The 14,415-nt window shown below is 65.9% G+C and carries 12 protein-coding genes; 9 read left to right on the top strand and 3 right to left on the bottom strand.

Translation table 11 applies throughout. The features are described 5' to 3' along the window. Positions 1–31 precede the first annotated feature (31 nt). The 4 genes from HX881_RS15120 to HX881_RS15105 all read left to right on the top strand — a co-directional run bounded on the left by HX881_RS15120 (position 32) and on the right by HX881_RS15105 (position 3,765). Entirely contained in the window at positions 32–841 is an 810-nt protein-coding gene (locus tag HX881_RS15120; RefSeq protein ID WP_017127994.1) for an alpha/beta fold hydrolase, read from the top strand. After that, a complete protein-coding gene (locus tag HX881_RS15115; protein WP_017127995.1) occupies positions 838–1,692 on the top strand; it encodes an alpha/beta hydrolase in 855 nt (284 codons plus the stop codon). The genes HX881_RS15120 and HX881_RS15115 overlap by 4 nt, the downstream gene beginning before the upstream one ends. Positions 1,693–1,821: 129 nt before the next feature. Next, positions 1,822–2,640: a DUF4892 domain-containing protein gene (locus HX881_RS15110; RefSeq protein WP_177085242.1), complete on the top strand. Its 819-nt coding sequence runs from the start codon at positions 1,822–1,824 to the stop codon at positions 2,638–2,640. Between the two features lie 72 nt (positions 2,641–2,712). Then, on the top strand, positions 2,713–3,765 hold the full coding sequence (locus HX881_RS15105; protein WP_103032966.1) for an AI-2E family transporter: 1,053 nt from the start codon (positions 2,713–2,715) through the stop codon (positions 3,763–3,765). A 160-nt stretch (positions 3,766–3,925) separates the two neighbouring features. Here HX881_RS15105 and xopAW read toward each other — a convergent pair whose 3' ends face one another. The 3 genes from xopAW to HX881_RS15090 all read right to left on the bottom strand — a co-directional run bounded on the left by xopAW (position 3,926) and on the right by HX881_RS15090 (position 6,663). Continuing rightward, positions 3,926–4,726: a XopAW family type III secretion system calcium-binding effector gene (gene xopAW, locus HX881_RS15100; protein ID WP_042936147.1), complete on the bottom strand. Its 801-nt coding sequence runs from the start codon at positions 4,724–4,726 to the stop codon at positions 3,926–3,928. A 114-nt stretch (positions 4,727–4,840) separates the two neighbouring features. Next, positions 4,841–5,899 carry a sensor histidine kinase gene (locus HX881_RS15095; RefSeq protein ID WP_103032965.1) on the bottom strand — a complete coding sequence of 353 codons (1,059 nt, stop codon included), beginning with the start codon at positions 5,897–5,899 and terminating at the stop codon, positions 4,841–4,843. Beyond that, a complete protein-coding gene (locus tag HX881_RS15090) occupies positions 5,899–6,663 on the bottom strand; it encodes a response regulator (protein WP_017128000.1) in 765 nt (254 codons plus the stop codon). Before HX881_RS15090 ends, HX881_RS15095 begins: the two co-directional genes overlap by 1 nt. Positions 6,664–7,027: 364 nt before the next feature. Here HX881_RS15090 and kdpF point away from each other — a divergent pair, with 364 nt between their 5' ends. From kdpF to HX881_RS15065, 5 genes are all read left to right on the top strand, one after another. After that, a complete protein-coding gene (kdpF, locus tag HX881_RS15085; RefSeq protein ID WP_017128001.1) occupies positions 7,028–7,117 on the top strand; it encodes a K(+)-transporting ATPase subunit F in 90 nt (29 codons plus the stop codon). Between the two features lie 11 nt (positions 7,118–7,128). Beyond that, a complete protein-coding gene (gene kdpA, locus HX881_RS15080; protein WP_017128002.1) occupies positions 7,129–8,838 on the top strand; it encodes a potassium-transporting ATPase subunit KdpA in 1,710 nt (569 codons plus the stop codon). 10 nt (positions 8,839–8,848) lie between these two features. Then, on the top strand, positions 8,849–10,903 hold the full coding sequence (gene kdpB / locus HX881_RS15075) for a potassium-transporting ATPase subunit KdpB (protein ID WP_177085239.1): 2,055 nt from the start codon (positions 8,849–8,851) through the stop codon (positions 10,901–10,903). A gap of 131 nt (positions 10,904–11,034) precedes the next feature. After that, positions 11,035–11,586 (top strand): potassium-transporting ATPase subunit KdpC, encoded by a 552-nt coding sequence (gene kdpC, locus HX881_RS15070; protein WP_103032964.1) that lies wholly within the window; start codon positions 11,035–11,037, stop codon positions 11,584–11,586. Positions 11,587–11,731: 145 nt separating this feature from the next. After that, on the top strand, positions 11,732–14,383 hold the full coding sequence (locus HX881_RS15065; RefSeq protein ID WP_177085237.1) for a sensor histidine kinase: 2,652 nt from the start codon (positions 11,732–11,734) through the stop codon (positions 14,381–14,383). Positions 14,384–14,415: the final 32 nt, after the last annotated feature.

The following is a 14,415-nucleotide window of genomic DNA, read 5'->3' as shown; positions in this document are numbered from 1 at the left end:
GAACACCTGTTTTCCATGAAGTGGTTCCGGTATGTCGCAACATGTGTTCTTCGCCCACGCCAACGGGTTTCCTTCGGGCACCTATGGCAAGCTGTTCGCCGCCCTGTCGCCGGAGTATGAGGTTGCACACCTGCAACAGCATGCCCATGACCCGCGTTTCCCGGTGGACGACAACTGGCGCAACCTGGTCGACGAACTGATCCATCACCTCGAACAGCAGCCCGAACCGGTCTGGGGCGTCGGCCATTCCCTGGGCGGGGTCCTGCACCTGCACGCGGCCCTGCGCTGCCCGCAACTCTACAAAGGCCTGGTGATGCTCGATTCGCCGGTGCTGACCCGCGCCGACCAGTGGGTGATCCGCGCGGCCAAGCGCCTGGGCTTTATCGACCGCCTGACCCCGGCCGGGCGTACCCTGGGGCGACGCGAGGAGTTCGCCGACCTGGAAGCGGCCCGCCAGTATTTTTCCGGCAAGACCCTGTTTCGCGGTTTCGACCCGGAATGCTTCGATGCCTACCTTCAACATGGCTTGCGCCCCGAGGGCGATCGCCTGCGGTTGAGCTTCGACCCGGCCACCGAAATCAGTATCTACCGCGGCGTGCCCCATACCAGCCCGGGCCTGGCCCGGCACCTGAAGGTGCCGCTGGCGGTGGTGCGTGGCCGTTCGAGCCGCGTGGTGATGCGTCATCACACCCGTTCCGTGGGACGCCTGCCCCTGGGCGAATCCCTGAGCATGCCCGGAGGTCACATGTTTCCCCTGGAACGCCCGCAGGACACCGCCCAGTTGCTCAAGGACATTTTCACCCGCTGGCAGCGGCGTGCCGCCGAAGGACGCCGGGCATGAGCACGGCGGTCGAGGAAGTCCGCCTGAGCCTGCCGCATATCGAGCTGGCGGCCCACCTGTTCGGTCCGGAAGACGGCCTGCCGGTGATCGCCCTGCACGGCTGGCTGGACAACGCCAACAGCTTTGCGCGCCTGGCACCCCGGCTCAAGGGGCTGCGCATCATCGCCCTGGACATGGCCGGTCACGGGCATTCCGGGCACCGTCCGGTCGGTGCCGGCTATGCCCTGTGGGACTACGTCCATGATGTGTTGCAGGTGGCGGAACAACTGGGTTGGCAGCGTTTCGGCCTGCTCGGGCATTCCCTCGGGGCGATCGTCTCGGTGGTGTTGGCCGGCGCATTGCCCGAGCGGGTCACGCACCTGGCGCTGATCGACGGGGTGATCCCGCCGACGGCCAAGGGCGAGAATGCCGCCGAGCGCCTGGGCATGGCCCTGCAGGCGCAACTGAAACTGCAGGACAAGCGCAAGTCGCTGCACAAGACCCTCGACCTGGCCGTCGAGGCGCGCATGAAAGGCCTGGTGGCGGTCAGCCGCGAAGCCGCCGAACTGCTGGCCCAGCGCGGTCTGATGCCGGTGCCCGGCGGCTACACCTGGCGCAGCGACAATCGCCTGACCCTGGCCTCGCCCCTGCGCCTGACCGAAGAACAGGCCATGGCCTTTGTCCACCGGGTGGCGTGCCCGACCCAACTGGTGGTGGCCGAACAAGGCATGCTGGCCCAGCACCGGAGTCTGCTGGAGCAGCTACCCTTCAACCAGCAAGTGCTGCCCGGCGGCCATCATCTGCACCTGAACGACGAGGCCGGGGCGGTCCTTGTTGCAGACTGTTTCAATCGCTTCTTCGCCATTCCTTGACTTGCGCCCGGCAACTGTCGAGGCTTGGCGGGTTGAAAGGGAGACAACCATGCCAGATCTCGACACCACCGCGACCTCGTGTCACCACGCTCCGGCATCAGTGCCCAGCATTCAGGCGCCGCCGATTTGATGAAGTTATCCACAGCCCTTGCCAGCGCCCTGGGCCTGGCGTGTTTCAGTTCCGTGCTCCTGGCCGCTGATGTTCCGGGCAGCCATGACCTGCCGCCCGTGCCGCGCCTGCCCGACGCGCAGATCGTCGACTACCGCGCGCCGACCGAGCTGGAGCGGATTTATCCACAGAGCTCGATCCGCAAGATCAGCAACCGCTTGCGCAGCGACGGCCAGGTCAATGCCCGTGGGCAGATGACCTCGGTGACCTACGAGTTGCCGCCGGAACGGACCGCCAACGAAGCCTTCACCGCGGCCCGCGAAGCCTTGCAGAAAGAGGGCGCGCAGTTGCTGTTCTGGTGCCAGGCACGGGATTGTGGCGAAAACAGCCTGTGGGCCAACGAGGTCTTCGGCAATGCGGTGCTGTCCGGCGCCGACGACCAGCAGGCCTACCTGCTGTTGCGCCTGGCCGCGCCGCAGGACAACTCGCTGGTGGCGCTGTACAGCATTACCCGGGGCAATCGCCGTGCGTACCTGCACGTCGAGCAGTTTGCCGCGAGCGCCCCCTTGGGTGAGCTGCTGCCGACCTCGGCGACCCTGTTGCGCGAGTTGCGTGACACCGGCAAGCTCGATTTCCCCAAACTCGCCGGGGAGCCGCAGGACACCTGGGTCACCCTGATTTCCCGTGGCCTGAACCTGGATACCACGTCGCGGGTCAGCCTGTCCGGGGCTGCCGCCGAAGCCTGGCGCCAGGCCCTGGTGGCCAAGGGCGTCAGGGCCGCGCGGCTGGAACTGGGCGACAGCGGCACCGGCGGCCTGCACCTCGAACTGTTGCGGTAGCGGCAGGAGTGGCGGACACACGCCCGTGTGTTCGCCTAGACTTTCCTTTCTGATCTCTTTCGTGGAATCCCCATGCTCAATAATGATCGGCTGTTGGTGCAGATACTGCTCCTGGTGCTGTTCGGCGCCAGCCTGTGGGTGATGGCGCCGTTCTGGTCGGCGCTGTTCTGGGGCGCGGTGCTGGCCTTTGCCAGTTGGCCGCTGATGCGCCTGCTGACGCGCCTGCTCGGTGGCCGCGAGTCGCTGGCCGCCGGCCTGTTGACCCTGGGCTGGATGTTGCTGGTGGCCGCGCCCTTGGTGTGGCTGGGGCTCAACCTGGCGGACCATGTGCGCGATGCGGTGGCCTTTATCAAGGATGTCCAGGTCGATGGCCTGCCGGAAGCGCCGACCTGGCTGGCCTCGGTGCCGATTGTCGGCGAGCGGCTGGTGGGCGCCTGGAACACCATCGATCAGCAGGGCGCGGCGCTGATGCTGGCGATCAAGCCTTACCTGGGGCAGGTCGGCAACTGGCTGCTGGCCCGCAGCGCGCAGATCGGCGGCGGCATTCTCGAACTGACCCTGAGCATTCTCTTCGTGTTCTTCTTCTATCGCGACGGCCCGCGCCTGGCGGCCTTTGTCCATGGCCTGCTGGAACGGCTGATCGGCGAGCGCGCCGATTATTACCAGGAACTGGTGGCCGGTACGGTGCAGCGGGTGGTCAACGGCGTGATCGGTACGGCGGCGGCCCAGGCCGTGCTGGCGCTGATCGGCTTCCTCATCGCCGGGGTGCCCGGGGCGCTGGTGCTGGGCATCGCCACCTTCCTGCTCAGCCTGATTCCCATGGGCCCGCCGCTGGTGTGGATCCCGGCCACGGCCTGGCTGGCCTGGAAAGGCGAGTACGGCATGGCGATATTCCTGGGGATCTGGGGCACGTTCATCATCAGTGGCGTGGACAACGTGCTCAAGCCTTACCTGATCAGCCGCGGCGGCAACCTGCCTCTGGTGATCGTGCTGCTGGGGGTATTCGGCGGATTGATCGCCTTCGGCTTTATCGGCCTGTTTATCGGCCCGACCCTGTTGGCGGTGGCCTACAGCCTGCTGCTCGACTGGAGCGCGAGCCAGGGGCGGCGGGAAGAAAAGCCCTGAGCATGCGCATGCAGAACTTGTGGGAGCGGGCTTGCCCGCGAGGTCTTTGGTGATCTCGCGGGCCTCTTCGCGGGCAAGCCCGCTCCCACAGAAGCCTGCTCCCACAGAAGCCCGCGGCCACACAAACACCGCTTCCCACAAGTCCTTTTCTACAGGGGGATCACGCCGCGGCAGCGGTGCTGCCGGTCGCCGTCGCGCCACGCTGCTGATACTGGCTGTTGAGACCAACCATCAGGCGGCTGAGGGCTTCGGCAATATTGTCCTGGGCCGTCTGGCTGGTGCTGGTGGTGCCGCCGGTATTGGCCAGGGCCTTGAGCAGCAGGGCGCTGGTGGTTTCGCGGGTGCTGGCGGTGGTGGTGCTGCTGTCAGTGCCCTGTAGTGCGCTGGTCAGTTCAGCCTGGCTGATGCTGCCATCGCCGTTGCTGTCCAGTTGAGTGAACAGATCGCTGCCGGACAACTGTTGTGGCGGTGGCGGCGGTGGGGCCAGAGCTGCGGCCAGTTCGTCGGTGCTGATGCTGCCGCTGGCATCCTTGTCCAGCGCCGAGAACAGCGAAGCGCTGTCGGCGGTGCTGCCGGCATTGGTCAGGCCGGCCGCCAGTTCGTCGCTACTGACGGAGCCGTCGCCATTGCTGTCGAGGGACTTGAGCAGGGCGTCGGCCAGTTGGGTGTCGGGGGCGTGGTGCCCATGTTCCGGACGCTTCATCGCCGATAGTTCATCGGTGCTGATGCTGCCGTTGCCATCGGTGTCCAGCGAGGCGAAGTCCTGGCTCAGGTTATTCAGCAGCTTGCTGTCGGGCTTGTTCGCCAGGGCGGTTTTCAGCTCATCCTGGCTGATGGCGCCGTCGCCGTTGGTATCGAGCTTGGCAAGCAGTTGCTTCTGGAATTGTTGCTGGCGCTGGGTGGCCGTCGTCGTGCTGCTGGAGCCGACGTAGCTCAATAAACTACTGACGCTACCGATCATGGTGCTCACTCCCTAAGTGTTGGCAAAGCCGGTGGCGGTGCACCGGCTTGTGCAGACTCCCAATGGCAGGTGTCGAGGGTATGTGGGCTTTGTACCGGCTGGTACACACAGCGATCAGGCGCGGGGCAGGGCGACCACGGCGGTCAGGCCGCCGCCAGGGGTTTCTTCCAGGGTCAATTCGCCACCCAGGCGCTGGGCGGCCTCGCGGGCGATGGTCATGCCCAGGCCGACACCACCGGAGTTGCGGTTGCGCGAGCCCTCCAGGCGATAGAAGGGTTCGAACACCGCCTCGCGTTTTTCGGCGGCGATGCCGGGGCCGTGGTCGATGACCCGGATGATCAACTGCCGCCGGCTGTCCTCCAGCGTGATCAACGCATCGCCGGCATAACGCAGGGCGTTGTCCATCAGATTGTTCAGGCAGGAACGCAGGGCCATGGGTTGGACCAGCAGCGGCGCGCAATGGCCGCTGGCACGGACCTGGGCGCCCTGGTCCTGGGCGTTTTCGCAAATCGACTCCACCAGCGCCTGCACGTCCATCCATTGCATGGCTTCACTGGTGCGTTGTTCGTGCAGGTAGCTCAGGGTGGCGTCGAGCATGCCGATCATGTCGTTCAGGTCCTGGCGCATCTGGCCCTGCAGCCTGGCGTCGTCGATCTGCTCCAGGCGCAGCTTGAGGCGCGACAACGGCGTGCGCAGGTCATGGGACACCGCCCCGAGCATCCGCCCGCGTTGCTGTACCTGTTCGCGGATGCGTTGTTGCATCAGGTTGAACGTCGCGGCTGCCTGCCGGGCTTCCCGCGGACCGGTTTCGTCAAGCGGCGGGCTGTTGAGGTCTTCGCTCAGGCGCTCGGCCGCATCGCTCAGGCGCTGGATCGGCCGGGCGAGCAGCTTGGCCCCGTACCAGGCGGCAATCACCAGGGCGATCAACTGGAACGTAAGGGGCACCACCGGCCCGCCAAACCACGGCCGTGGCGGTCGATGACCGCGCATGTGCGGCGGCGGGAAGCGTGGGTCGAAGTTTTCCGACATGCCCGCCGGGGGACGAGGCGGCGGTGGCGGCGGGCCGCCACCGTAATGACGGAACCAGAGGAAGGCCAGCAGGTGGGCCAGGACAATGGCCAGCAACAACACGCCGAACAAACGACCGAACAGCGTGTTGAAGCGTGGGCGCATCAGCCGATGTCTCTCGCGTCGAACAGATAGCCTTCGCCGCGCACGGTCTTGATCAACTGCGGCGATTTCGGATCGTCACCGAGTTTCTGTCGCAGACGCGAGACCAGCAGGTCGATGCTGCGATCGAAGGCTTCGATCGAGCGACCGCGGGCGGCGTCGAGCAACTGCTCGCGGCTGAGCACCCGGCGCGGGCGTTCGATAAAGACCCAGAGCAGGCGGAACTCGGCATTCGACAGCGGCACCACCAGGCCATCGTCGGCGATCAACTGGCGCAGCACACTGTTCAGGCGCCAGTTGTCGAAGCGGATATTGGCCCGCTGTTCGGTGCGGTCGTCGCGCACCCGACGCAGGATGGTCTGGATCCGCGCCACCAGCTCGCGCGGCTCGAAGGGCTTGGCCATGTAGTCGTCGGCGCCCAGTTCCAGGCCGATGATGCGGTCGGTGGGTTCGCAGCGGGCGGTCAGCATCAGGATCGGGATATCCGATTCGGCACGCAGCCAGCGGCACAACGACAAACCGTCTTCGCCCGGAAGCATCAGGTCGAGGACCACCACGTCGAAGGTTTCCAGCTGCAGCGCCTGGCGCATCGCGGCGCCGTCGGTGACACCGATGGCCTGGATGCTGAAGCGGGCCAGGTAGTCGATCAGCAGTTCACGGATCGGGATATCGTCGTCGACGATCAGCGCGCGGACATTCCAGCGCCTGTCATCGCCCGGAGAGAGCGGCTTGTTGACATCAGCCAGAGGAGCGGGAGTGTTCTGCATGCGTGTGGTTATCTGCCGGTAAAGCCGCGAAGCACCAGAGGCCCTCGCGAGATTGTTGCACGATAGAGCCCCGGCCCGAAGGCGGGGAGTCCATTTCAAGTGTAGCTGCGCCAGAAGCTACAGGCGCCGGGTGTTGGCCGGTTGTCGGTTGTGTATCGGCGTCGATACAAAGCCGGGGACGCCAGCAGCCTTGTCGGGAGCGGGGCAGCGTCGGCGTCCTGCGGATTCTAGGGCGTAATGCCTACGTAAACTCAGTCTTTACGCCTTCTTTACGCATCGCCCCGGGCGTCGCTCTCGTTCCTTTACAGCCTTCCTTCCGACAATGACTCCACACGCGGCAATCGCCGTACCACGGAGAAATCCCATGAGCATTCTGGACGGGGTGTCACTGCTGCTGGCAGTGGCACTGTTCATTTATCTACTGGTTGCGCTGTTGCGCGCGGATCGGAACTAGGAGCGGCGGTTATGCACAGTTATGACTATTTGCTGATCCTGGCCTTCCTGGCGCTGGTATTGGTCCCGGCCCCTTTCCTGGGGCGCTTCTATTACAAGGTGATGGAAGGTCAGCGTACCTGGCTGAGCCCGGTGCTCGGGCCGGTGGAGCGGGCTTGCTATCGCCTGTCCGGGGTCGATGAAAAGGCCGAGCAGAGCTGGCAGAAATATGCCCTGGCCTTGCTCGTCTTCAACCTGGCGGGTTTCCTCCTGTTGTTCGCGATCCTGCTGTTCCAGCAGTACCTGCCACTCAACCCGCAGAACCTGCCGGGTCTGGAGTGGACTTTGTCGTTCAACACCGCCATCAGCTTCATGACCAATACCAACTGGCAGAGCTACAGCGGTGAGGCATCCCTGAGCTACCTGAGCCAGATGGTCGGCCTGACCGTGCAGAACTTCGTCAGCGCCGCCACCGGTCTGGCCGTGCTGGTCGCGCTGTGCCGTGGTATCGGTCGGCGTTCGGCGGCGACCCTGGGCAACTTCTGGGTCGACATGACCCGCGCCACCCTCTATGGCCTGCTGCCCCTGTGCCTGGTGCTGGCGCTGTTCCTGGTCTGGCAGGGCGTACCGCAGACCTTTGCCCACTACGTCAACGCCGTGACCCTGCAGGGCGCTGACCAGGTGATCCCCCTCGGCCCGGCGGCCAGCCAGATCGCGATCAAGCAACTGGGTACCAACGGCGGTGGCTTCTTCGGGGTCAACTCGGCGCATCCGTTCGAGAACCCGACGGCCTGGAGCGACCTGTTCGAACTGGTCTCGATCATCCTGATCCCGGCGGCCCTGGTATTCACCTTCGGCCACTACGTCAAGGACCTGCGCCAGAGCCGCGCGATCATGGCCTGCATGATGGCCCTGCTGCTGATCGGTGGCGCGGTCTCGCTGTACGCCGAGTACCAGCCGAACCCGACCCTGAACAACCCGGTGGTGGAACAGAGCGCGCCGATGGAAGGCAAGGAAAGCCGTTTCGGCACCACCGGCACCGTACTCTGGGCAGTGGCCACCACGGCGGCGTCCAACGGTTCGGTCAACGCCATGCACGACAGCCTCAGCCCGCTGAGCGGGATGGTCGCGCTGGCCAACATGATGGTCGGCGAGGTGATCTTCGGCGGTGTCGGCGCGGGCCTCTACGGCATGCTGCTGAACGTCCTGATCGCGGTGTTCCTTGCCGGCCTGATGATCGGTCGTACTCCGGAATACCTGGGCAAGAAGCTCCAGGCCAAGGAAGTGCAACTGCTGGTGGTGACCTTGCTGGTGATGCCGGTGGGCACCCTGGTGCTCGGCGCGATTGCCGCCAGCCTGCCAGGCCCGGCCGGCGCGATCAGCAACCCCGGCGCCCATGGTTTCAGCCAGTTGCTCTATGCCTACACCTCGGCCAGTGCCAACAACGGTTCGGCGTTCGGTGGCTTCAGTGCCAACACCCCGTTCCACAACCTGATGCTGAGTCTGAGCATGCTGCTCGGTCGCTTCGGCTACATCCTCCCGGTACTGGCCCTGGCCGGCAGCCTGGCGATGAAGAAGACCGCACCGATCGGCCAGAACAGCTTCCCGACCCATGGCCCGCTGTTTGTCACCCTGCTGACCGTGACCATCCTGCTGGTGGGTGGCCTGACGTTCCTGCCGACCCTGGCCCTTGGGCCGATTGCAGAACATTTGAGTATGGCTGCCCTTGGATTCAAGAGCTGAGGACCTGATGATGAACATGCCTCTTCCCGCAACAAAACCTGCTGTCGTCGAACAGCCCAAGACCGCGATCGCCGATCTGTGGCGTCCGGCGCTGGTGCAAGCCTTCGTCAAGCTCGATCCGCGTCAGTTGCAACGTGCGCCGGTCATGCTGGTGGTGGAACTGACCGCGATCCTGACCACGATCCTCTGCGTTGTGCCCGATACGGCCGTACCGACCTACGTGTCCGCGCAGATTGCCCTCTGGCTGTGGTTCACCGTGCTCTTCGCCAACTTCGCCGAGGCCCTTGCCGAAGGTCGTGGCAAGGCCCGCGCCGACAGCCTCAAGGCCGGCAGCGAAGGTCTCAGCGCACGGCGCAAGAAGGCCGACGGCAGCTTCCAGGTGGTGCCTGCCGCCAGCCTGCGCAAAGGCGACGTGGTCCGGGTCGAAGCCGGGGAAATGCTTCCCGGTGACGGCGAGGTGATCGAAGGTATCGCGGCGGTCAACGAGGCGGCGATTACCGGTGAATCGGCTCCGGTGATTCGCGAGTCCGGTGGTGATCGTTCGGCGGTGACCGGCAACACCCGGCTGGTGTCCGACTGGTTGCTGGTGCGTATCACCGCCAACCCCGGTGAATCGACCCTGGACCGCATGATCGCCCTGGTGGAAGGCGCCAAGCGCCAGAAGACCCCCAACGAAGTCGCGCTGGACATCCTGCTGATCGGCCTGACGCTGATCTTCCTGCTGGTGGTGGTGACCCTGCAGCCGTTCGCCCACTTCGCCGGCGGCAATCTGCCGCTGGTGTTCCTGGTGGCGCTGCTGGTGACCCTGATCCCGACCACCATCGGCGGCCTGCTGTCGGCCATCGGTATCGCCGGGATGGACCGCCTGGTCCGCCTGAACGTGATCGCCAAGTCCGGCCGGGCGGTGGAAGCCGCCGGTGACGTGCATGTGCTGCTGCTGGACAAGACCGGCACCATCACCTTCGGCAACCGTCGCTGCACCGCGATCCACCCGGCCCCGGGCGTGCATGTCCGCGAACTGGCCGAGGGGGCCTTGCTGGCCTCGCTGGCCGACGACACCGCCGAAGGCAAGTCGATCGTCGAATACCTGCGCGACCTTTATCCACAACAGGAACCGGCCGCGACGGAACTGATCGCGGTGCCGTTCAGCGCCGAGACACGCCTGTCGGGTGTCGACCATCAAGGCCGGATCTATCGCAAGGGCGCGGTGGATTCACTGTTGAGCTTCATCGGCCAGAAACGCGGCGACCTGCAACCGGCGCTGTCCCGGGAGATCGACAAGATCGCCCAGAGCGGCGGTACCCCGTTGCTGGTCTGCGCCAATGGCAAGCTGCTTGGCGCCATCCACCTCAAGGACGTGGTCAAGCCGGGGATCCGCGACCGCTTTGCCGAACTGCGCAAGCTGGGGATCCGCACCGTCATGGTGACCGGCGACAACCCGCTGACGGCGGCGGCGATTGCCGCGGAAGCCGGGGTGGACGACGTGCTGGCCGAGGCGACGCCGGAGAAGAAACTGGCGCGCATCCGCCTGGAGCAGAACGACGGCCGCCTGGTGGCGATGTGCGGCGACGGCGCCAACGACGCCCCGGCGCTGGCCCAGGCCGACGTCGGCATGGCGATGAATGACGGCACCCAGGCCGCGCGGGAAGCGGCCAACATGGTCGACCTCGACAGCGACCCGACCAAGCTGCTGGACGTGGTGCAGATCGGCAAGGAGTTGCTGGTGACCCGCGGTGCACTGACCACCTTCTCGATTGCCAACGACGTGGCCAAGTACTTCGCGATCCTGCCGGCCCTGTTCGCGGCGATTTATCCACAGCTCGGCGTGCTCAACATCATGCAACTGGCCAGTCCGCAGAGCGCGATTCTCTCGGCGATCGTGTTCAACGCCCTGATCATCGTCGTGCTGATCCCGCTGGCGCTGCGCGGTGTGCGGGTGCAGGCGGCGAGTGCCGCGCACCTGCTGCGGCGCAACCTGCTGATCTATGGCCTGGGCGGGATCCTGGTGCCGTTCGTGGGCATCAAGGCCATCGACCTGCTGCTGACGGCGTTGCATCTGGTGTGAGTTTGCGGGTTTGCCCGCGTATGAAAACTGTGGGAGCCGGCTTGCCGGCGATGAGGCCCCTGGCTCCTGCAGTCGATCGTTCTCCCGCAGAGCGTGGGAACGATCATCTCCCTGAATTCGAGGAATTGAACATGTCTACTGTATGGCGTCCGGCCTTGAGCCTGTTGGTGTTGATGACCCTGATTACCGGTGTCGCCTATCCCCTGGTGGTCACCGGCGTGGCCCAGGCGGTTTTCCCGGGACAGGCCAATGGCAGCCTGGTGCGCGATGCCGATGGCAAGGTGCGCGGCTCTGCCCTGATCGCCCAGGATTTCACCGGTGATGCCTGGTTTCACCCGCGTCCTTCGGCGGGGGCCTTTGCCACGGTGTCCAGTGGCGCGAGCAACCTGTCGCCGAGCAACCCGGCGCTGGCCACGCGGATTTTCGATGACGCGGCCAAGCAGGCCGTGCCCGGCCAGGGCCCGGTGCCGCTGGCTTCGCTGACCACCTCTGGCAGCGGCCTCGATCCGCACTTGCCACCGGCGGCGGTTCGCTATCAACTGGCGCGGGTGGCGCAGGCGCGCAACCTGCCGGCGGCGACCGTCGAGAAATTGCTGGAAGCGCATATCGAACAACCGCTGATTGGCCCGCCAGTGGTCAATGTGCTTGCATTGAATGCGGCGCTGGCTGATATCGCCAAGTAACCTGACAAGCACAACCTCCCTTGTAGGAGCCGGCTTGCCGGCGATGGCGATTTTCCAGGCGACAATAATGTTGGCCAGATGATCGCATCGCCGGCAAGCCGGCTCCTACAAAGGGGGCTCGGCTCCACAAGTGAGACCCCAAGAGATGAGTGATTCCGGTCGCGCCGACGCGCTGTTAGCAGAACTGCCCCGCGACGGTCGTGGCCGGCTCAAGGTGTTCCTCGGTGCCGCCCCGGGCGTGGGCAAGACCTACGCAATGTTGCAGGCCGCCCATACGCAGTTGCGCCAGGGCGTGAAACTGATCGCCGGGGTGGTGGAAACCCACGGCCGGGCCGAAACCGAGGCCCTGCTCGGTGGTTTGCCGCAACAACCCCTGGTGCGCTCCGAGTACCGTGGCGTGGTGCTGGAGGAAATGGACCTCGACGGTCTGCTCAAGGCCAGGCCGAAACTGGTGCTGGTCGATGAGCTGGCCCACAGCAATGCCCCCGACAGCCGCCATGTGAAGCGCTGGCAGGATGTCCAGGAACTGCTGGCCGCCGGTATCGACGTGTTCACCACGGTCAATGTCCAGCACCTGGAAAGCCTCAATGACCAGGTGCGCGGGATCACCGGGGTGCAGGTGCGCGAGACCCTGCCCGACTGGGTCCTGCAGGAGGCCGACGAACTGCTGCTGATCGACCTGCCGCCCCGGGAACTGCTGGAGCGCCTGCGCGACGGCAAGGTCTATGTGCCGGAACAGGCGCGGGCGGCGATCGATGCGTTTTTCACCCAGACCAACCTCACCGCCCTGCGCGAACTGGCGATGCAGACCGCCGCGGCCCAGGTCGACAACGATCTGGCCCAGGGCTACCGGACCCTCGGCCAGGCCGCGCCGGCCATTCGTGGACGCCTGCTGGTGGGGGTCGACGGCGATGCCCAGGCCGAGCGCCTGGTGCGCCACGCCAGCCGGGTCGCGCAACGCCGGCACCTGCCCTGGAGCCTGGTGCATGTGGATAACGGCAGGGCCCGCGACGAACAATCGCGACTGCGCCTGCAGAGTGCCCAGCAACTGGCGGAACGGCTGGGCGGCGAAGTAGTGCTGCTGCGGGCCGGGGAAGTGGCCAAGACCCTGATCCAGCATGCCGCCGAACGCCGGGCCAGCCTGGTGCTGGTCGGCCAGTCGCGCCGGCGCCTGCGTCGTCGGCTGTTCGGCGGTGGCCTGGCGGCGCGGCTGTTGCGCAATGCCCGGGGCCTGGAAATCAACGTCCTCGACAGCCAGGAAGAGCAACGCCAGCCGCGCGTGCGCGAGCCGCAGAGCGTGGTCTGGCTCGACTACCTGCTGGCGCTGCTGGCGACGGTGCTGGCCAGCGCCCTGGCCTGGGGCGTGGCCAGTGTGTTGCCGTTACCGAATATCTCGCTGGTGTTTCTCGCCGCCGTGCTGCTGGTGGCTGTGCGCAGCAGTCTCGGCCCGTCCCTGGCCTGCGCGGTGCTGTCCTTCCTGACCTATGACTTCCTGTTCATCCCGCCGAACTTCTCCTTCGCCATCCAGCGTGAAGAGGATGTGCTGACCCTGCTGTTCTTCCTGATGATGGCGGCACTCACCGGTAACCTGGCGGCACGCCAGCGCCGGCAATTGCAGGCCCTGCGCGATACCCAGGAAGAAACCACCGAGCTGCTCGACCTGTCGCGCAAGCTGACCGCCGCCACCGACCGCCAGGCGGTGATCAGTGCCGCGTCGCAGCATCTCAGTGGCTGGGAGGAGCTGGAGCTGTGCCTGCTCAACCGCGATGGCCAGGGCGGCTGGAAGGTCGAGACCGGCGGACCGTTGCAGTTTTCCGAATTCGAACGGGCGGCGGCCGACTGGGCCTGGCAGCACGATCAGGCGGCGGGGATGGGCACCGGCACCTTGCCCTCCGGCAGTTGGTGGTGGTGGCCGTTGTCGGTGGAAGAGGGGCCGCTGGCGTTGCTTGGCGTGCGTCCGCGGGAAGGCCAGCAGCTCACCGGCCAGCGCCGTCGCCTGCTGACCGCCCTCAGCCAGCCGCTGGCCCAGGCCCTGGCCCGGGCACAACTGGCCGACGACCTCGAGGCGGCGCGCCTGCATGGCGAAACCGAGCAGTTGCGCAGTGCCTTGCTGGCGTCGGTGTCCCACGACCTGCGCACACCGCTGACCTCGATGCGCGGCAGTATCGACAGCCTGCTGGCGTTGGGCGAAGCGATTCCCCTGGCCGATCGCCAGGAACTGCTGGAGGGCACCCGCGACGAGGCCGAGCGGCTGGACCGCTATATCCAGAACCTGCTGGACATGACGCGCCTGGGCCATGGCGCGCTGAAGCTGGCGCGGGACTGGGTGTCGCCGGCGGACATCGTCGGTAGCGCGCTGAACCGCCTGCGGGCGGTCCTCGCGCCGTTGCAGGTGAGCACCGAGGTGCCGGCGGAATTGCCGTTGCTCTACGTGCATGCGGCACTGATCGAACAGGCGCTGATCAATGTCATGGAAAACGCCGCGCGTTTTTCCGCGCAGCATGGTCGCCTGCAGGTGCGTGCCGGGGCCACCGACAGCGAGCTGTTCTTTGCCGTCAGCGACGAAGGCCCGGGGATCCCGGAAGAGGAGCGGGCGAAGATCTTCGACATGTTCTACACCGCCGCCCGTGGCGATCGCGGCGGCCAGGGCACCGGCCTGGGCCTGGCGATCTGCCAGGGCATGGTCGGCGCCCACGGCGGGCATATCGGCGTGGATGACGGTATCGACGGCCGTGGCACCTGTATTACGTTATTCCTTCCCTTGCAGGAGCAACCGGGATTTGAAAGTGAAGCCTGATATGCTTTGGCGAACCCTCGCCACGATGTTGC

Source organism: Pseudomonas gingeri (assembly GCF_013386115.1).
Lineage (GTDB): Bacteria > Pseudomonadota > Gammaproteobacteria > Pseudomonadales > Pseudomonadaceae > Aquipseudomonas > Aquipseudomonas gingeri.
The sequence above is the reverse complement of the archived record's forward strand: the minus strand, read 5'-3'. Positions and strand labels throughout refer to the sequence as shown.